14 protein-coding genes are annotated in these 18,021 nt (G+C 68.9%); 5 read left to right on the forward strand and 9 right to left on the reverse strand.

Annotation, left to right across the window (positions count from 1 at the left end; translation table 11 throughout):
- The first annotated feature begins 103 nt into the window (after nucleotides 1–103).
- Nucleotides 104–1,711 (forward strand): phosphoenolpyruvate carboxykinase, encoded by a 1,608-nt coding sequence (locus NPJ82_RS07590; RefSeq protein WP_342658882.1) that lies wholly within the window; start codon nucleotides 104–106, stop codon nucleotides 1,709–1,711.
- A 52-nt stretch (nucleotides 1,712–1,763) separates the two neighbouring features.
- On the opposite strand, the gene NPJ82_RS07595 is transcribed toward NPJ82_RS07590, so the two are convergent.
- The 8 genes from NPJ82_RS07595 to NPJ82_RS07630 form a co-directional block, all read right to left on the reverse strand.
- On the reverse strand, nucleotides 1,764–2,441 hold the full coding sequence (locus tag NPJ82_RS07595; RefSeq protein ID WP_112382375.1) for a 2OG-Fe(II) oxygenase: 678 nt from the start codon (nucleotides 2,439–2,441) through the stop codon (nucleotides 1,764–1,766).
- Nucleotides 2,442–2,497: 56 nt separating this feature from the next.
- The gene (locus tag NPJ82_RS07600; protein ID WP_112382374.1) at nucleotides 2,498–3,223 is read right to left on the reverse strand and encodes an RcnB family protein; all 726 of its coding nucleotides are present in this window, start codon (nucleotides 3,221–3,223) and stop codon (nucleotides 2,498–2,500) included.
- 94 nt (nucleotides 3,224–3,317) lie between these two features.
- The gene (locus NPJ82_RS07605) at nucleotides 3,318–3,875 is read right to left on the reverse strand and encodes a (2Fe-2S)-binding protein (protein WP_342658883.1); all 558 of its coding nucleotides are present in this window, start codon (nucleotides 3,873–3,875) and stop codon (nucleotides 3,318–3,320) included.
- A 26-nt stretch (nucleotides 3,876–3,901) separates the two neighbouring features.
- Nucleotides 3,902–4,639: a class II aldolase/adducin family protein gene (locus NPJ82_RS07610; RefSeq protein ID WP_342658884.1), complete on the reverse strand. Its 738-nt coding sequence runs from the start codon at nucleotides 4,637–4,639 to the stop codon at nucleotides 3,902–3,904.
- A gap of 67 nt (nucleotides 4,640–4,706) precedes the next feature.
- On the reverse strand, nucleotides 4,707–5,834 hold the full coding sequence (locus NPJ82_RS07615; RefSeq protein ID WP_342658885.1) for a CaiB/BaiF CoA-transferase family protein: 1,128 nt from the start codon (nucleotides 5,832–5,834) through the stop codon (nucleotides 4,707–4,709).
- An 11-nt stretch (nucleotides 5,835–5,845) separates the two neighbouring features.
- Nucleotides 5,846–7,030 carry an acyl-CoA dehydrogenase gene (locus NPJ82_RS07620; protein ID WP_342658886.1) on the reverse strand — a complete coding sequence of 395 codons (1,185 nt, stop codon included), beginning with the start codon at nucleotides 7,028–7,030 and terminating at the stop codon, nucleotides 5,846–5,848.
- Between the two features lie 98 nt (nucleotides 7,031–7,128).
- The gene (locus NPJ82_RS07625; protein ID WP_342658887.1) at nucleotides 7,129–9,297 is read right to left on the reverse strand and encodes a TonB-dependent receptor; all 2,169 of its coding nucleotides are present in this window, start codon (nucleotides 9,295–9,297) and stop codon (nucleotides 7,129–7,131) included.
- Between the two features lie 423 nt (nucleotides 9,298–9,720).
- On the reverse strand, nucleotides 9,721–9,897 hold the full coding sequence (locus tag NPJ82_RS07630) for a hypothetical protein (protein ID WP_162843994.1): 177 nt from the start codon (nucleotides 9,895–9,897) through the stop codon (nucleotides 9,721–9,723).
- 89 nt (nucleotides 9,898–9,986) lie between these two features.
- Here NPJ82_RS07630 and NPJ82_RS07635 point away from each other — a divergent pair, with 89 nt between their 5' ends.
- Nucleotides 9,987–10,607 carry a S24 family peptidase gene (locus NPJ82_RS07635; protein ID WP_342658888.1) on the forward strand — a complete coding sequence of 207 codons (621 nt, stop codon included), beginning with the start codon at nucleotides 9,987–9,989 and terminating at the stop codon, nucleotides 10,605–10,607.
- Here NPJ82_RS07635 and NPJ82_RS07640 read toward each other — a convergent pair.
- Nucleotides 10,604–10,780 (reverse strand): hypothetical protein, encoded by a 177-nt coding sequence (locus NPJ82_RS07640; RefSeq protein ID WP_162843993.1) that lies wholly within the window; start codon nucleotides 10,778–10,780, stop codon nucleotides 10,604–10,606. The two genes, NPJ82_RS07635 and NPJ82_RS07640, sit on opposite strands and share 4 nt — an antisense overlap.
- 111 nt (nucleotides 10,781–10,891) lie before the next feature.
- Between NPJ82_RS07640 and NPJ82_RS07645 the strand changes: the two genes are divergently transcribed.
- The 3 genes from NPJ82_RS07645 to NPJ82_RS07655 are packed head-to-tail and all read left to right on the forward strand — an operon-like array spanning nucleotide 10,892 to nucleotide 18,010.
- Entirely contained in the window at nucleotides 10,892–12,850 is a 1,959-nt protein-coding gene (locus tag NPJ82_RS07645) for an autotransporter assembly complex family protein (RefSeq protein WP_342658889.1), read from the forward strand.
- The gene (locus NPJ82_RS07650; protein ID WP_342658890.1) at nucleotides 12,847–17,016 is read left to right on the forward strand and encodes a translocation/assembly module TamB domain-containing protein; all 4,170 of its coding nucleotides are present in this window, start codon (nucleotides 12,847–12,849) and stop codon (nucleotides 17,014–17,016) included. Before NPJ82_RS07645 ends, NPJ82_RS07650 begins: the two co-directional genes overlap by 4 nt.
- Nucleotides 17,017–17,035: 19 nt before the next feature.
- Nucleotides 17,036–18,010, forward strand: coding sequence for a quinone oxidoreductase (locus NPJ82_RS07655; RefSeq protein ID WP_342658980.1), 975 nt, complete (start codon nucleotides 17,036–17,038; stop codon nucleotides 18,008–18,010).
- The last annotated feature ends 11 nt before the right edge of the window (nucleotides 18,011–18,021 follow it).

Raw genomic sequence — 18,021 nt, forward strand, 5'->3', positions numbered from 1 at the left:
GTTCAACAGAATGTTTGACGTGTTAAACGCAGCCGCGCTATGACGCTGATCGACGGGGCAATCAGGTGCTGGCGTCCATCGACGCCGGGCTATGGAGAACGTGATGAGTGAGCGCATTCCGAACATCGGTCTGGAAGCCCAGGGGATCGAAACCCGCGCGACGCTGCACTGGAACCGGGTGACGGCGCAGCTGACCGAGATGGCGGTGGCGCGCGGCGAGGGCAAATTGTCCGCCGACGGTCCGCTGGTGGTGGAAACGGGGCGGCATACCGGCCGGTCCGCGCAGGACAAGTTCATCGTCAAGGATGACGAGACGCGCGACACGGTATGGTGGGGCAAGTCGAACGCGGCGATGGAGCCGGCGCACTTCGCGGCGCTGAAGGCGGATTTCTTCAGCGCGCTGGAGGACAAGGACGAGCTGTTCGTCCAGGACCTGTACGGCGGATCGCAGCCCGAGCACCGCGTCAGCGTGCGGGTGGTGACCGAGCTGGCGTGGCACAACCTGTTCATCCGCACGATGCTGGTGCGCCCTGCGCAAAGCGAATTGCGCGATTTCGCCGCCGAATACACGATCATCGACCTGCCGAGCTTCCGGGCCGACCCGTCGCGCCATGGCTGCCGTTCGGAAACGGTGATCGCGGTCAACATGACCGAGAAGCTGGTCCTGATCGGTGGCACCAAATATGCCGGCGAAATGAAGAAGTCGGTGTTCGGCATCCTCAACTATCTGTTGCCGCCGACGGGCGTGATGCCGATGCACTGTTCGGCGAACATGGGCGCGGACGGGTCGACCGCGGTGTTCTTCGGCCTGTCGGGCACGGGCAAGACGACGCTGTCGGCGGACCCGGCGCGCACGCTGATCGGCGATGACGAGCATGGCTGGTCGGACACCGCAGTGTTCAATTTTGAGGGCGGCTGCTACGCCAAGATGATCCGCCTGTCGCGCGATGCGGAGCCGGAAATCTTCGCCACCACCAAGCGGTTCGGCACCGTTCTGGAAAATGTGGTGATGGACCCGATGACGCGCCAGCTCGACCTGGACGACAACAGCCTGGCCGAGAACAGCCGCGGGGCCTATCCGATCGACTTCATCCCCAACGCTTCGGCCGACAATATGGGCGGCGTGCCGCGCAATATCGTCATGCTGACCGCGGACGCCTACGGTGTGCTGCCGCCGATCGCCAAGCTGACGCCCGAACAGGCGATGTATCATTTCCTGTCGGGCTATACCGCGCGCGTCGCGGGTACCGAGATCGGCGTGACCGAGCCCGACGCGACCTTCTCCACCTGTTTCGGGGCGCCGTTCATGCCGCGCCATCCGTCGGTCTACGGCAATCTGCTGAAGGAGCGGATCGCCAAGGGGCAGGTCGATTGCTGGCTGGTCAACACCGGCTGGACCGGGGGCAAGTACGGCGTCGGGCAGCGCATGCCGATCAAGGTGACGCGCGCGCTGTTGAACGCGGCGCTGGACGGCAGCCTGAACGACGCGACCTTCCGCACCGATCCCTATTTTGGCTTCCGGGTGCCGGTGGCGGTCACGGGTGTCGACCCTGCGATGCTGGACCCGCGCGAGACATGGGCGGACAAGGCCGCCTATGACGCGACGGCGGCGAAGCTGGTCGACCTGTTCGTCGACAATTTCGCGAAGTTCGCCGACCATGTCGATGAAGAGGTGCGTCAGGCGGCGCCTAGGGCGCGGCAGATCGCGTGAGGGGCGGGGGCGTCCCGGTTAGACCGGGAGCCCCGTTCGCCGCCGGGCGGGGTCAGTTGACCCAGTTGCCCTCGCGGAACCATTTGGTGATGATGTACTTCACACCCTCCACGACGGGCATTCCTTCGTGGAGGGTGATTTCGTTGGGGCTGCCATCGGGCTTCATGTTGTTCCAGGCGAGCAGCATGCCGCGCCGGGGAGCGACCTTGATGCCGGCATGGGGGAACCAGGTGGCGCCGCCATCCTCCACGTCGTTGAGGTAGATCATCGCGGTCCAGGTGCGCTGGCCGCCATGCACCTTCACCTTTTCCCAATAGCTTTCGCTTTCGTGGAAATAATCGTGATGGGCGCGGAATTGCTGGCCCGGGGCGTAGCGCTGGCCCTGCATCGTCTCGCCGCGTTCGGGCGCGATGTCGAGCAGGCGGGCGATCGCCTCGTCGATCGGTTGCACCGCGGGATCATAGCGGTTCATGTCGCAACTGTGCGAGGTGCGAAAGCCGACGTCCGGTCGATCCGACAACAGCGTGGAGGGACGGTTGTTGGCATCGATCAGCGCGATCAGCCCGTCGCACTGTTCCGGCGAGAGGAAGCCGGCATGGTAATAGATCTGCGCGGTTTCCACCCCGACACGGGTGACTGCGGGATTGGCGTCGAGCGCGCGCGCGGTGTGGGTACCGGCGGCCTCGCGCAGCTTGGAGGTGGTCTTGGGCTTCCGGGCGAAGATCGACATGGGACGGGAATTGCTCCGGCGTGGGCACAAAGGCAAGGGGGCGGGCGGGCCCCCGGTTACCAGAAGATGTCGTACACCATGTCGACCACCAGGCCCTGGCGGATGTCGACGAGCAGCGCGTCGTTGTAATAGCGCACCCAGCGATAAGGGGCGTAGGTCGGCGGCAGGCGATAGACGAAGGGGTCCGACAGCCAATAGTTCTGGCCGAAGAAGATGGGGTCGAGCGCCGCGCCCGGCCCGAAGCGACGATAGCCGGCGCCGCCATAGGGCGAGTAATAGCGCGGCAGGCGGTACAGGTTGCGATTGGCCGAACGCCAGCGCGACCAGTCGTAGCGGCCATCCTCGCGCCAGCCACGATTCCAGCGGCTGCCCCAGTCGCGCCGCTCGGCCGAGCGCCACTGGTCGCCGCCGAAATCGCGCCAGTCGGCGTCGCTGCGGTCCCAGCCGCGCTCGCGGTCCCAATTCCGCTGGCGGTCGCGGCGTTGGCGCTCGCGGTCGCCACGGTCACGGTCGGGACGGTCGCGGTTTTCCCAGTTGAGGGTGTGGCGGGCCTCCGGACGGTCGGGGCGGGTGGCCTGGGGGCGGTTCTCGGGGAAGTCCTCGCGCCGATTGTAGAGCGGGCGGTTTTCCGGGCGGGGGACGACACCCACCCGCTCGCCGCCGTCGCCGCGACGTTGCCAGCCGCGATCCGTGCCGCGGTTCTGCATCTCCTGCTGCGCCTGTGCCGCGCCGGGTATCAGCGCTCCGGCGGCGAGCAGCGCGGCGATCCACCTGTTGGTCATGCAAGCCATCCTTCATCGCCGGCGCAAGGGCGCGCCGGCCCGATCATGGGATCGTGATAATGGAGGCCGGGTGAGGGCAAGCTTAATCGCCTGGTCAGCGATCCGACAGCTTGGCGGATGGCGCGACAAGGGCGGGCACGGTGCGCGCGGCATCGGCGGGGTCGGTGCCGGGGCGCGGGGCGGCGGCGATGACCTCCTCGCCCCGCGCATTGCGGGCGGCGCGCTGAATGCTTTCCACCAGACGGGGATAGATGCCGCAGCGGCACAGATTGTCGATCGTGGCGCGGATCGTCGCCTCGGACGGGTCGGCGTCCTTCTTCAGCAGGACCGATGCCGCCATGACGATGCCGGGAATGCAGAAGCCGCATTGCACGACATTGTCGGCCAGAAGCGCCAGTTGCAGCGGATGCGAGCGATCGCGCGACAGACCCTCGATCGTGGTGACGAAGCTGCCTTCGAGCGCACCGATCGTCGTCTGGCAACTGCGCACCGCCCGGCCGTCGACGTCCACGGTGCAGGCGCCGCAGTGCCCGGTGCCGCAGCCATATTTGGTGCCTGTCAGGTTCGATGCGTCGCGCAACGCCCAGAGCAGCGGCGTTTCAGGGTCGAGGCGATACTGGACGGGCTGGTTGTTGACGGTCAGGCGGCTCATGGCGGCGTCGTCCTAGCGGATCGCGCCTAATCCCGCCATGTCCGGTCGATGCGGTCGACGAGGCGAACCATGGCGGCGAAATCCGCCCTGCCGGGGCCGCCGGGGATCTGGACCTTGGACAAGTCGCGCTGGTGGACGGCAATGACCTCCGGTGGCACCTCCAGCGCGCGGCCCATGGTGGCGGTGGCGATCTGGATCTCGCAGGCGCGCTGGAGCGACCAGTGTTTCAGAAACGCCTCGGGCAGGGTGCGGCCCATGACAAGGATGCCGTGGTTGCGCAGGAACATGACGCGCCTGTCGCCGAGATTGGCGATCAGGCGCTCGCCTTCCTCGGAGCGGACGGTGACGCCTTCGAAATCATGATAGGCGATCTGGCCGGCAAAGCCGCAGGCGTAGAAGTTGGTGGGGCGCAGCCCGCCCTCGACCGAACTGACCGCGGCACCGGCGGTGGTGTGGGTGTGCATGATGCAATGCGCATCGGGCAGGTGGCGGTGGAAGACGGCGTGCTGGGTGAAGCCGGCAAGGTTCACGGGATAGAGACTGTCCGCCAGCTTGTTGCCGTCGATATCGATCTTCACGAGGCTGGAGGCGGTGACCTCGGAAAAATGCAGGCCGAAGGGGTTGATGAGGAACGCGCCGTCCTCGTCCGGCACCTTCAGGGTGATGTGGTTGTAGATCATCTCGGACCAACCGAGCATGTCGAACACGCGGTAGCAGGCGGCGAGCTGCTGGCGCGCCTCCCATTCGGCAGCGCTGGGGGCCATGACAACCTCTCCTCCGTTTTCTTTTCAGAAGAAGGGTATGCCACGGATGCGGGCGGATGCAATCGGGTCAGTCGCCCTTGCCCAGCATCGGTGCGGCCAGCGGATCGGCAAGGGACGCATCCGAGAAACGGATCGGGGTGCGTATGCCCGGCACGGTGCCGCCATCTGCCCGCGCCGCATCGATCGCAAGGCCGCGGGCGAGGATCTGGGGATCGGCGAACGCCTGTGCGACGCTGTTGATCGGGCCGGCCGGAACGCCCGCCGCCTCCAGACGCGCCAGAAGGTCGTCGCGGTCGAAGCGGCGGGTCGCCGCCTCGATCAGCGGGATCAGCGTGTCGCGGCGGGCAAGGCGCAGCGCGTTGGTGGCGTGGCGCGGGTCATCGGGATCGAGACCGACGATCGTGCAGAAGCGGCGATATTGCGCGTCGTTGCCAACGGCCAGGATGAACCAGCCGTCGCGCACCGGAAACACCGCATAGGGCACGATATTAGGATGGGCATTGCCGAGCCGGGTCGGGGAGACGCCGCTGGCGAACCAGTTCATTGCCTGATTGGCGAGCACGCCGGTCATCGTGTCGAACAGCGCCATGTCGATATGCTGGCCGTGGCCGGTGCGCGCGCGCATGTGCAGTGCCGCCTGGATCGCGATCACCGCGTACAAGCCGGTCATGATGTCGGCAAAGGCCACGCCGATCTTTTGCGGCGCCCCGTCCGGCTCGCCGGTCAGGTCCATGATGCCGCTCATCCCCTGCACGATGAAGTCGTAGCCGGCGCGGTGGGCATAGGGGCCGTCCTGGCCAAAGCCGGTGATCGAGCAATAGACCAGCCGCGGGTTGAGCGCGGACAGGCTGGCATAATCGAGGCCGTAGCGCGTCAGGCCGCCGACCTTGAAATTCTCGATCAGGATGTCGGCATCGGCGACTAGGTCGCGGACGATCGCCTGGCCCTGCGGCGTGGTGAAATCGGCGACGACCGAACGCTTGTTGCGGTTGGCGGCATGGAAATAGGCGGCATCCTCGGTGCCGTCCGGATTGGCGACGAAGGGTGGGCCCCAGCGGCGGGTGTCGTCGCCCGCCGGGCTTTCGACCTTGACCACCTCCGCGCCCAGATCGGCGAGGACCTGCCCCGCCCAGGGGCCGGCGAGGATGCGGGCAAGCTCGACCACCTTCAGGCCGGCGAGCGGGGTGGCGGTCATCGCGGCGGTGTTCAGAAGGCGGCGATGCCGGTGATCGCCCGCCCCAGGATCAGCGCATGGACGTCGTGCGCGCCCTCATAGGTATTCACCGTTTCCAGGTTCATCATGTGGCGCATCACCTGATACTCGCCGGAAATACCGTTGCCGCCGTGCATGTCGCGCGCCATGCGGGCGATATCCAGCGCCTTGCCGACATTGTTGCGCTTGACGATCGAGACCATCTCGGGCGCGAACCGGCCTTCGTCCATCAGGCGGCCGACGCGCAGCGAAGCCTGCAGACCCAGCGCGATCTCGGTCTGCATATCCGCCAGCTTCTTCTGGTAAAGCTGCCGCCCGGCGAGCGGGGTGCCGAATTGCTGGCGATCCAGGCCATATTGGCGCGCGGCGTGGAAACAGAACTCGGCGGCGCCCAGCGCGCCCCAGCTGATGCCGTAGCGCGCGCGGTTGAGGCAGCCGAACGGGCCTTTCAGCCCCTGCACATCGGGCAGGAGCGCATCCTCGCCAACCTCGACATCGTCCATCATCACCATGCCCGTGATCGACGCGCGGAGCGACAGCTTGTTGTCGATCTTGGGCGCGCTCAGCCCCTTCATGCCCTTTTCCAACACGAAGCCGCGGATGGCGCCGCCATGCGCGTCCGACTTGGCCCAGATGACGAAGACGTCGGCGATCGGGCTGTTGGAGATCCAGGTCTTGGCACCCGACAGCAGATAGCCGCCGTCCACCTTGCGCGCGGTGGTGCGCATGCCGCCGGGGTCGGAGCCGGCATCGGGTTCGGTCAGGCCGAAACAGCCAATCCACTCGCCGCGCGCCAGTTTGGGCAGGTACCGGCGCTTCTGATCCTCCGATCCATAGGCGTGGATGGGATACATGACGAGGCTGGACTGCACGCTCATCATCGAGCGATAGCCGGAGTCGATGCGCTCCACCTCGCGCGCGACCAGCCCATAGGCGACATAGCCGGCGCCGACGCCACCATACTCCTCCGGAATGGTGGGGCCGAGCAGGCCGAGTTCACCCATCTCGCGAAAGATGTCGGGATCGGTATGCTCGTTGGCGAAAGCCTCGACGATACGCGGGGCAAGGCGATCCTGCGCATAGGCGTGCGCGGTGTCGCGGATCATCCGTTCGTCATCGCTCAACTGCTCATCGAGCAGGAACGGGTCCGCCCAGTCGAAACTGCCCATGCCGGCCATCGCGTCTCTCCTTTTCACCGGGCCGGTTTCGAAGAAACAGTATGGCTTGTCCAGTCCGTAGGGACAAAAGCCGTCCCCACGCACCAGATGCCGGGCGATCACAGCCGGAAGCTGAGCGTCGCGCGAAGATCACGTCCGGCCAGCGGCGCGAAATCCTTCAGGACGCTGGCGTGGCGTCGGGCGGTCACATCGAACAGATTGTTGCCGCTCAGGATCAGCGTCGTCGGATTGGCGGCACCGAACGGGTGAAGCGAGACCGAGGCGTTGACCAGCGTGAAGCCGTCGGTCGGCGTTTCGAAGGTTGTCACACGGTCCTGTTCGAAGCTGTGCTCCACCTCGACGCGCGCGCTGGCCGTGTCGCCCTGCGCCTCAAGCCCGCCGAGCAGGCGCAGCGGCGGAATGCGCGGCACCGGGCCCTGGTTCACGACGCGGGCATGCACCCAGTCGCCGAGCAGATCCGCATTGATCCGGTAGCCACCGACCGTTGCCAGGCGTAGCGATCCTTGCGCCTCCAGCCCGTAATAGCGCGCATCGGCCTGTGCGAACTGGAAGCAGGGCAGGTCGATATCCTCGCCCGGTGCGGCGGCAGCGCAGGCGGCGGCCGCAACCTGGTTCTCGTAAATATAGTTGGAGAACCAGTTGTAATAGGCCGACGCGTCAAAGCTCCACGCGTCGCGGTGGGCGTGCAGCGTCGCCTCCAGCCCCCAGCTTTTCTCCAGCCGGAAGTTGGGGTTGCCGAGCTCATAGGCCTGGGTGCCGGCGTGCGGGCCATTGGCATAAAGCTCCTCGGCGGCCGGTGCGCGCTCGGTACGCGAGCCGTTCAGGCCGATGCGGATGTCGGGCGCAACCTCGTAGGAGGCGCCGAGCGACCCGGACACCGCGTCGAACGTCCGCCGGCCGTTGAAGAAGCGCGTGTTGGCAAGGCCGGGCCGTGCCTCCACCGACGTATTCTCGTACCGTGCGCCGGCCTCTGCGCGGAAGGGGCCCATGTTGAACTGTTGCAGGGTGAACAGGCCGACCTGCGACGTGTCGTTGCGCGGGAGAAAGGCTTCCTCGCCCGCGACGTCGAAGCGGCGGTGGAAATATTGCACGCCCGATGCGCCCAGCCAGCCACCGCGGTTCGCCTGCACCAGTTCGGCCCGGCCCTCGATCCCCTGCGTGTCGAAGCGGGTGTGGATGTCGCCATCCGGCCCGAGTTCGGCATGGGTGTAATCGGCGGTCGCGGCGCGGACGCGGATGCGATCAATGAACGATCCCCCCGCCTCGATCTCGCCGCGCAGGTCGAAACGGTCCTGCTTCAGCGAGATACGCGGGCTTTCCTGCTCCTGGCCGGGGGCGACCGCATAGCGGACGGGCAGGCCGTAAAGGCTGTCATAATGGCTGTACGAGATGCCCAGGCTGCCACCATCGCGGATCAGCGAAGCGCCGACGCCGGCGTTCCACGTTTCCGACGCCGTGTTGGGCAGCCGCTTGCGGATGCCGGCATTGGCGGCGAAATCGATCTCGTCGCCGTGATCATGGCCATGATCGTCATCGCCGTGGTCATGATCGTCCTCGACCGGCAGGCCGGCAGAGGCAAGCGCGCGCGCACGCTGAACCGGGGACAGGGCGTAACCCGGAATGCGCAGGTTGCCGGTGCGCAGATAGGACCCGTCGGCATGCAGCACCAGGCCGCCGCCGACCGCGACGTCGGCCGCAGACGAGATCGAGCGTTCGTCGGCCGCCGAGCCGTAGGTGGCGATACCGGACAACCGATAGCCGTTTTCCGGGACGGTGCGCGGGATACGCGTGTCGACGACGTTGACGACACCGCCGACCGCCGACGATCCGAACAGCAGCGCAGAGGGGCCGCGCAGCACCTCGACCCGGTCGGCGAGCAGCGGGTTGATCGCGACCGCATGGTCGACGCTGGTGTTGGACGCATCGATGGAGCCGATGCCGTCGGACAGGACGCGGATGCGCTCGCCCTGGAAGCCACGCAGCACCGGGCGCGATGCATTGGGGCCGAACGAGGTGGCCGAGACGCCGGGCAGGCGGGCAAGTGTCTCGCCGATCGTCGGCCGGATCGCGCGGCTGAGTTCCTCGCCGGCGAGGATCGAGGTGCCCGACAGCACGTCCGCCTCCGACTGGCGGATCGGTGCGGTGATGACGATGTCCCGGCCGCGATCGCGTGCCGGCGCGGGATCGGTCGGGGGAGCCGTTTGCGCCAGAACGGGGGTGGCCAGGGCGAGGGCGGACAGACCGGACAGGAACAAGGCTTTTGCCAAGACGGGCTCCAACAGAAAAGGCGAAACGCTGCCCTCGTAGCGTGATGATACAGCATATCAAGTTAAATGCTCGTCATGTTCCGGTCGGCGGGCGATCGAGCAGCAGCGCCTCAAGCTGGATCGTGATCTCGGCGTCGATGACCGTGGGCGGCGCCGCGCCCAGGTCGGCCACCAGGTGCCGGGCCATGGGCAGGTCCCGGTCGGGCAAGGCGGCAAGCCAGGTGGCGAGAATGCCGGTCCAGGCAGGATGCGGCCGCGCGTCGACCTGAACCGTCAGGCGCGTGCCGGTGAAGGTGGCCGAACACCAGTCCTGCTCGTGCCGGACATGGGCCGACAGGGTCAGGCCAAGTCGCGCGGCGTCGGTGACGAGAGCACGGCACAGGGCGGAGCCCGGTCCCTCCGAACGGCCGGCCCGCTGGCGGTTCAGCCATCGCGTGCGGCCAGGAACGCTTCGATCCGCTGGACCGTCCGCCGCCGCAATTGCCGCCCACGGCGAAGGTCGCCGACCAGCCGCGGATCGTTGACCGCCAGTCGCCCGAACCGCGTCTCCGGCATGGCCGTACTCCGCAGGAACCGGTCGATCCTGATCATCAGCCCCATGAACATCTCCCATCGCGAATCTCCTTCCACGTTCTTGTTCTGTTCTATTTCCAACTTGTCTAGGAAATTTCCTGTGACTAGATTGGGGCATGCAGGATGATCCCAGACAGGCGCTGAACGGGCTGGCGGTGGCGGCAGGTGTCAGTCTCGCCGCGCTGTCGCGGATGCTGGGCCGTAACGCCGCCTATCTTCAGCAATTTGTCGGCCGGGGCAGCCCCCGGCGGTTGCATGAGGAGGATCGGCGACGGTTGGCCGAGTTTTTCGGGGTGGGGGAGGAGCGGTTGGGCGGGGCGGCGTCCTTGGGAGCGCCGCGGGTAACGGTGGTGCGGCGCGACGTTGCGGTGTCCGCGGGGCCGGGCGCGGTGGTGGAGGATGATCCGGCGTTGGGGATCGCGACGATCGACGCGCGGCTGGCGCGGCAGCTAGGCCTGCGGGAGGGGGCGTCGTCGATGGTGCGGGTGCGGGGCGACTCGATGGCGCCGGGACTTGCCGATGGCGACTATCTGCTGGTCAACGAGGACGACCGGGTGCCCGGCTCGCGCGGCGGCATCTATGTCTTGCGGATCGGCGACGCCGTGCTGGTGAAGCGGGCGCGGGCCGAGGCAGGGGCGCTGGTCGTGACCAGCGACAATCCCGCCGCGCCGCCGGTGCCGGGCGGCCGACCGACGGTGATCGGCCGGGTGGTGTGGCAGATGCGTGCGCCGTCCTAACGGCGGCGGTCGCGCCGCCAGATGACGAGCGCAGCCGCGATGCCGAGAGCAAGGCCGGCGAGAAAGCCCAGCGTGGTTTCGCCAAAAGGCAGGCCGATCGCCGTGCCGATGATGGCACCCAGCGCGATCAGCACGCCGCCGGCGGCGGGCGGGCGTGAGGAAGACGTCGTCATCGCCGCTGCCTGCCATGACCGGCCGCGCTACGCCAGCGATCCGGCGTCGCGCCGTCGTTTTTCCTGTGGGTGGGGCTATGGAATGCGCGGCGGTGCGGTTAGGGAGCGGTCATGGTGTTCCGCGTTCGACGGTCCGGCCGATGCGCGGCCGCGGCGTCCATCCTGCTGGTCAGCGCGAGTGCGGGGGCACAGACGGTGCCACCCGCCGCCGAACCCGTGCCGCTGGATCCCAATGCGCCGTTGGCGGCTTTGCCTGGGATAGGGGTCGACTGGCCGGATCTGGAGGCGGCGCCGGGGGCGGATCTGGTGGAGGCGTTGACGACGACCGATGCTGCGGCCGAGCGGCGGTATCGCTGGGCGGTCGAGGGCGTGGACGGGGCAGGCGCGCTGCTGCGCGAGCGGTTCGACCAGTTATCGACGCTGAATGCGCATGATAACGAGCCCGCCAATGCCGCGCAGCTGGACCGGCGCGCGCGCGAGGATGCCGATCTGCTGACCACGCTGCTGCGCGGCGAGGGATATTATGACGCCAGCGTCGCCACCCGGATCGAACCGGGCGCGACGCCGAACGTCGTGCTGGAGGCGGTGCCGGGCGCCCTGTACCGCTTTGCCGGCGTGACGATCGACGGACTGGCGCTGGCGGGCAACAAGGCGGGCGACCTGCGCACCGCCTTCGGCGTGAAGGCGCAGGACCCGGTGGACGCCGACGCGATCGTCGCCGGGCAGGCGCGGCTTGAAACCGCGATCGGGCGCGAGGGCTTTCCCTTTGCCAAGGTCGGCGAGCCGCAGATCGTGGTCGACCGCGCCGCCCGCACCGCGACGCTGGACCTGTCGGTGGAGCCCGGCACCGCGCGGCGGTTCGGACGGATCGTGGCGGTTGCGGAACAGGGTGCACGCAAACCGGTGTTCGAGGCGGACCATATCGCCGACATCGCCCGCTTCCGACCCGGCCAGCCGTACGACTCCGGATCGCTCGACGACCTGCGCCGGGCGCTGGTGCAGACCAGCCTGGTGTCGTCGGTGAAGGTGGAGCCGGTGCCGGGCGCGACCCCGGACACCGTCGACATCCGCGTGGCGACCGCACCGGCGCCGCCGCGGACAGTGGCGGGCGAGCTGGGTTATGGCACTGGCGAGGGCGCGCGCGCCGAACTGAGCTGGACGCACCGCAACCTGTTCCCGCCCGAAGGGGCGCTGACGCTGCGATCGGTGCTGGGCACGCGCGAGCAACTGGGCGCGGTCGTCTATCGTCGCAACAATTTCAACGGGCGCGACCGGGTACTGACCGCGCAGTTCGCCGCCACGCACATCAACCGCGACGCATTCGAGGCGCAGACCCTGTCCCTGTCGGGCAGCCTGGAGCGGCAGACCAACATCTTTTTCCAGAAGACCTGGACATGGTCGCTGGGGGCCGAGCTGCTGGCGTCGGACGAGCGCGACGTGATCGCATCGACCGGGGTCGACCGGCGGCGTACCTTCTTCATCGGCGCGCTGCCGACGAGCCTCAACTATGACGGGTCGGACGACCTGTTGAACCCGACACGCGGGTTCCGGCTGGGCGGGCGGGCGAGCCCCGAACTGTCGCTGCAGGGCGCCGTGTTCGGCTATACCCGCACGCAGGTGGATGCCAGCATCTACCGCCCGGTACGGGACGGCGTGGTGCTGGCCGCGCGTACCCGGCTGGGGACGATCCTGGGGGCGCCGCGCGATCAGATCGCGCCGTCGCGGCGCTTCTATGCGGGCGGCGGTGCCTCGGTCCGCGGTTATGGGTTTCAGTCGATCGGGCCGCGCGATGCGAACAACGACCCGATCGGCGGGCGCAGTCTGGCCGAGTTCTCGATCGAGGCGCGGGTGAAGGCGTTCGGCAATTTCGGCGTCGTGCCGTTCCTGGATGCGGGCAACATCTACACCTCGCCGCTGCCGCGCCTGACCGGCATGCGGTTCGGCACTGGCCTCGGCGTGCGCTATTATTCGAACTTCGGTCCGATCCGCGTCGATGTCGGCACGCCGATCAATCCGCAACCGGGCGACAGCCGGATCGCGGTCTATGTCTCGCTGGGGCAGGCGTTTTGACCGAGACGGACGACAGGCCCGAAACCGCGCCCGCGTCGCCGCGGCACCGGCGGCACTGGTGGCGGTGGCTGGCGGGCATCGTGTTGGGGATCGTCGCCATCCTGCTCGCCGCGCTGGCCGCGGTCGATACGCAGGTCGGGCATCGCTGGGTCGCGGACCAGATCGGGCGGGTGCGCACGGCAAACGGCCTGCGCTTCGCGGTCGGGCGGATCGACGGGTCGATCTATCGAGAGGCGCGGCTGGCGGATGTGCGCGTCTATGACCTGGACGGGCTGGTGTTCCACGCGCCGCGCGTCACGCTGGACTGGCGGCCATGGCGGTGGATCGGCAACCGGCTGGACATAAGGCGGCTGGCGGTGCCGGAGGCGCAGCTGCTGCACGTGCCGCGTACCCGCCCGACCGGGCGGCGCGGGCCGATCCTCCCCGAATTCGATATCGCGATCGGCGCGCTGTCGGTCGACCGGCTGGTGCTGGCACCCGCCGTGCTGGGCCAGCGCCGCACCGGACGGTTGCAGGGCCGTGCCGATATTCGACGGGGCCGTGCGCTGGTCGCGCTGGATGCGGTGGTGGAGGGCAGCGACCGGTTGCGGCTCAACATCGATGCCGAGCCGGATCGTGACCGGTTCGATATCGACGTGGTCGCGCGCGGTGCGGCGCGCGGCGTGCTGGCGCGGATGGTGGGCGCGCGGCAAGGCGTGGCGCTGGACGTGACGGGCGACGGGCGCTGGGCACGGTGGCGCGGCCGCGCGACGGGACAGATCGGGCCGGCTCAGGCGATGACGTTGCGCCTGTCGGCGGATGCGGGCCGCTATGCGCTCGACGGCAGCGTGGCGCCGGCCCCGCTGCTGAAAGGGCGGTTGCAGCAACTGACCCTGCCGGGGGTGCGGGTACGCGGCCGCGGTCGCTTTGCCGAGCGGCGGCTGGACGGCACGCTGGCGCTGCGGAGCGGCGCGCTGGCGATCGAGACGCAGGGCATGGTCGATCTGGGCCAGAATGCGTTCCGCAACCTGAAGACCAGGGTGCGTCTGCTTCGTCCCTCCGCCGTGTTGCGCACGATGCGGGGCGAGGACGTGGAACTGCGCCTGTTGCTCGACGGGCCGTTCGCCAGTGCCGCCTATGAATATCGCCTGTTCGCCAAGGCGCTGGCGTTCGACCGGACGGTGATCGTGCGGCCGCGGGCGGCCGGGCGGGGGCGGTGGTCGCGCTGGCCGGTGACGGTGCCGGTGCGGTTCACCGCCGCGGCGGTGGGCGGGGTCGGCAATGTCGCGGGGGGCATATTGCGCAACCTGTCGATCGACGGGGCGCTGCGCCTGACGCCCGGTACGCTCAGCGCCGACGCGCTGCGGCTGCGGTCCGACAAGCTGTCGGGAACGATGGCGCTGTCGGTGGATCTGGCGACCGGCCGGTACGAGGTGGGGCTGAACGGGCGGCTGGGGCGGTATCTGATCCCCGGTCTGGGGCTGGTGGAGGTGACGTCCCGACTGAACGTGGTGCCGGGGCCGGGCGGGAACGGCACGCGGGTGGTGGGGCAGGGCGCGGCACGCGTGCTGCGGCTGGACAACGCCTTTTTCCGCAGCCTTGCCGGTGGCCTGCCGCGGCTGACCGCGCGGCTGGAGCGGACGCCGGACGGGGTGCTGCACTTTGCCGATCTGGTGCTGATCGCGCCGTCGCTGCGCCTGCGCGGGCAAGGCTATCGCCGGCGCGACGGCAGCTTCCATTTCGAGGGCGGGGGACAGCAATCGACCTATGGCCCGGTGCAACTGGTGCTGGACGGCGACATCGCCCGGCCGCGCGTGAACCTGTTGCTGGCGAGCCCCAATGCGGCGCTGGGCCTGCGCGACGTGCGCGCGCATCTGGAGCCGACGCCGCAGGGCTTTGCCTACACCGCCGAGGGCGGGTCGCGCGGCGGGCCGTTCCGGGCATCGGGCGCGATCCTGTTGCCGCGCGGGGGGCAGGCCGCGATCATGGTCGATGCGCTGGACGTCAGCGGCGCGCGCGGAACGGGACGGCTGAACATCGTCGATGGCGGCTTTGACGGTCGGCTGGACGTGACCGGCGGTGGCTGGAGCGGCGCGCTGACCTTCCGGCCGGTGGGCGATATTCAGCGGATCGAGGGGCAGTTGCGTGCGAGCGGCGTGCAACTGGGGGGCGGTGCCGTGCTTCGCCAGGGACGCGCGGACTTTGCGATGATGCTCGATCCGGCGGGCGTGACGATCGAGGGAAGCGCCAGCGGACAGGGGCTGCGCCGGGGTCGGTTGAGCCTGGGGCGGTTCGCCGCGACGGCGAAGCTGACCGACGGGGCGGGCGAAGTTCGCGCGTCGATCGCGGGATCGCGGGGACGTGCCTTCGATATCCAGACCGTGATCGGCGTATCGCCCGACCGCTATGTCGTGTCGGCGCAAGGCACGCTGGACCGGCGGCCGCTGCGCCTGCTGACCCCGGCGACGATCACGCGCGATGGCGAGGGCTGGCGGCTGGCGCAGACGCAATTGAGCTTTTCGGGCGGCACGGTGGAGATGTCCGGCCGGTTCGGCGGCAGCGAGGGCGCGCTGGAGGCGAGCCTGACCCGGATGCCGCTGACGGTGCTGGATATCGGCTATCCGGGGCTGGGCCTGGGCGGCAACGCATCGGGCACGATACGGGTGGCGACGCATGCTGGCGCGGCGCCGACGGGGCGCGTGGACCTGACGGTGCGCGGCCTGACGCGATCGGGGCTGGTGCTGTCGTCGCGGCCGATCGACATGGGGCTGGCGGGTGTTCTTTCGGCCGACCGGCTGGGGCTGCGCGCGGTGATGGCGTCGGGCGGGCGGACGATCGGGCGGGGGCAGGCCCTGCTGCAACCGCTGGGCAGCGGATCCTTGAGCGAACGGTTGCTGCACGCGAAGCTGTTCGGGCAGTTGCGCTATGCCGGGCCGGCGGACACGCTGTGGCGGCTGACCGGGATCGAGATGTTCGACCTGTCGGGCCCGGTCGCGATCGGTGCGGATGTGAGCGGGCAACTGGCGGCGCCGGTGATCCGCGGGGCGCTGCAGGCCAATGGCGCGCGGATCGAGAGCGGCACGACCGGCACGGTGCTGACCAACGTCCAGGCGAACGGCCGCTTCGACGGATCGCGGCTGGTGATCGACCGCTTCGGCGCCGATGCCGGGCGCGGCGGGCGGGTGACGGGCAGCGGCGCATTCGACTTCGCGGCGCGCGGCGGCATCGGCATGAACCTGTCGCTGCAGGCGGACCGCGCGGTGATGATCGCGCGCGACGATATCGGCGCGACGGTGAGCGGGCCGCTCTCCTTCGTGTCGAACGGGTCGGGCGGGCAGATTACCGGCGACGTGGTGCTGAACCGCAGCCGATACCGGCTGGGGCAGGCAAGTGCCGCGACGGCGGTGCCCAAGCTGGCGGTGCGCGAGATCAACGTGCCGGGCGGCGGCGCGGAGGACGAGGTGCCGGCCAAACCCTGGACGCTGGCGGTGAAGGCGCGGGCGCCGGGGCAGCTCATGGTCTCCGGGCTGGGCCTTAGCAGCGAATGGTCGGCGGATCTGCAGATCGGTGGCGAGCCGACCAATCCCGCGATCACCGGACAGGCGACGCTGATCCGCGGCGATTATGAATTTGCAGGGCGCGAGTTCAATCTGGATCGCGGCGTGATCCGCTTCAACGGCGAGGTGCCGGCCAATCCGGCGCTGGATATCGTCGCCAACGCCAACGTCACCGGGCTGACCGCATCGATCCGCGTGACGGGAACGGGGTTGAAGCCCGAAATCGGTTTTTCCAGCACGCCGGCCCTGCCCGAGGACGAATTGCTGTCGCGGCTGCTGTTCGGGACGTCGATCACCCAACTGTCCGCGCCCGAGGCGTTGCAACTGGCAGCGGCGGTGGCGGCGTTGCAGGATGGCGGCAACGGGCTGAACCCGATCAACGCCGTGCGTCGCGCAGCCGGGCTGGACCGGTTGCGCGTCCTGCCCGCCGATCCGCAGACGGGTCAGGGCACTTCAGTCGCCGCGGGCAAGTTCATCACCCGCCGCTTCTATGCGGAGATCGTGACCGATGGTCAGGGATATTCCGCGACGCGGGTGGAGTTTCAGGTGACACGCTGGCTGTCGCTGCTGTCCAGCATCTCGACACTGGGGCGGCAGAGCGCGAACGTGCGGGTTTCCCGGGATTTTTGAACAGCGAAGGACCGAAATGATGGAACGGATCGCGCGGATCGAGCGGACGGGCGGACCCGAGGTGATCGGCTGGCACGATGTCGCGCTGGCTGCGCCCGCGGCGGGCGAGGTGCGGATGCGCCACCGTGCGGTCGGGCTGAACTATATCGACACCTATCATCGCAGCGGGCTGTACCCGATCGACCTGCCGGGCGGGCTGGGATCGGAAGCGGCGGGCGTCGTGGAGGCGGTGGGCGAGGGCGTGACGGACTTCGCGGTCGGCGACCGGGTGGGCGTGTTCGGGCCGGCGCGCGGCGCCTACGCCACCGCGCGCAACGTTGCCGCCGACCTGCTCGTCCCGTTGCCGGACGCGGTCGACGACGACACCGCGGCGGCGATCATGCTGAAGGGCGGGACGGCGGCGTTCCTTGTTGAAGACTGCGCGCGCGTGCAGGCGGGGCAGACGGTGCTGGTCCATGCCGCGGCGGGCGGCGTCGGGCATCTGCTGGTCGGCTGGCTGAAGGCGATCGGCGCGGTGGTGATCGGGACGGTGGGGAGCGAGGAAAAGGCCGCGCGGGCGCGGGCGGCGGGGGCGGATCATGTGATCCTGAACCGGCAGGAGGACGTGGCGGCGCGGGTGCGCGCGATTACGGACGGGGCCGGTGTGCCGGTGGTGCTGGACGGGGTGGGCAAGGCGACGTGGAATGCCTCGCTCGACAGTGCCGCGAGGCGCGGGCTGATCGCCAGCTTCGGCAATGCGTCGGGGGCGGTGGAGGGCGTCAACCTGGGCGTACTGGCGTCGAAGGGGTCGCTGTTCGTGACGCGGCCGACGCTGTTCGACTATGCGGTGACCGCAGCGGAGAAGCGGGCGCTGATGGCGCGGGTGTTTGCGATGCTGGCGCGGGGGGCGATCGTGCCGGAGATCGGGCAGCGGTACGCGCTGGAGGATGCGGCGCAGGCGCACCGGGCGATCGAGGCGGGGGAGACGTTCGGGAGCAGTGTGCTGGTGCCCTGACATGAAAAAGG

The organism is Sphingomonas sp. NY01 (genome assembly GCF_038809135.1).
Lineage (GTDB): Bacteria > Pseudomonadota > Alphaproteobacteria > Sphingomonadales > Sphingomonadaceae > Sphingomonas > Sphingomonas carotinifaciens.

Bases quoted from the DNA above. Each gene is read 5' to 3' on its own strand.
- NPJ82_RS07590 (WP_342658882.1), top strand. From the start codon at position 104: ATGAGTGAGCGCATTCCGAACATCGGTCTGGAAGCCCAGGGGATCGAA.
- NPJ82_RS07595 (WP_112382375.1), bottom strand. From the start codon at position 2,441: ATGTCGATCTTCGCCCGGAAGCCCAAGACCACCTCCAAGCTGCGCGAG.
- NPJ82_RS07600 (WP_112382374.1), bottom strand. From the start codon at position 3,223: ATGACCAACAGGTGGATCGCCGCGCTGCTCGCCGCCGGAGCGCTGATA.
- NPJ82_RS07605 (WP_342658883.1), bottom strand. From the start codon at position 3,875: ATGAGCCGCCTGACCGTCAACAACCAGCCCGTCCAGTATCGCCTCGAC.
- NPJ82_RS07610 (WP_342658884.1), bottom strand. From the start codon at position 4,639: ATGGCCCCCAGCGCTGCCGAATGGGAGGCGCGCCAGCAGCTCGCCGCC.
- NPJ82_RS07615 (WP_342658885.1), bottom strand. From the start codon at position 5,834: ATGACCGCCACCCCGCTCGCCGGCCTGAAGGTGGTCGAGCTTGCCCGC.
- NPJ82_RS07620 (WP_342658886.1), bottom strand. From the start codon at position 7,030: ATGGCCGGCATGGGCAGTTTCGACTGGGCGGACCCGTTCCTGCTCGAT.
- NPJ82_RS07630 (WP_162843994.1), bottom strand. From the start codon at position 9,897: ATGGGGCTGATGATCAGGATCGACCGGTTCCTGCGGAGTACGGCCATG.
- NPJ82_RS07635 (WP_342658888.1), top strand. From the start codon at position 9,987: ATGCAGGATGATCCCAGACAGGCGCTGAACGGGCTGGCGGTGGCGGCA.
- NPJ82_RS07640 (WP_162843993.1), bottom strand. From the start codon at position 10,780: ATGACGACGTCTTCCTCACGCCCGCCCGCCGCCGGCGGCGTGCTGATC.
- NPJ82_RS07645 (WP_342658889.1), top strand. From the start codon at position 10,892: ATGGTGTTCCGCGTTCGACGGTCCGGCCGATGCGCGGCCGCGGCGTCC.
- NPJ82_RS07655 (WP_342658980.1), top strand. From the start codon at position 17,036: ATGGAACGGATCGCGCGGATCGAGCGGACGGGCGGACCCGAGGTGATC.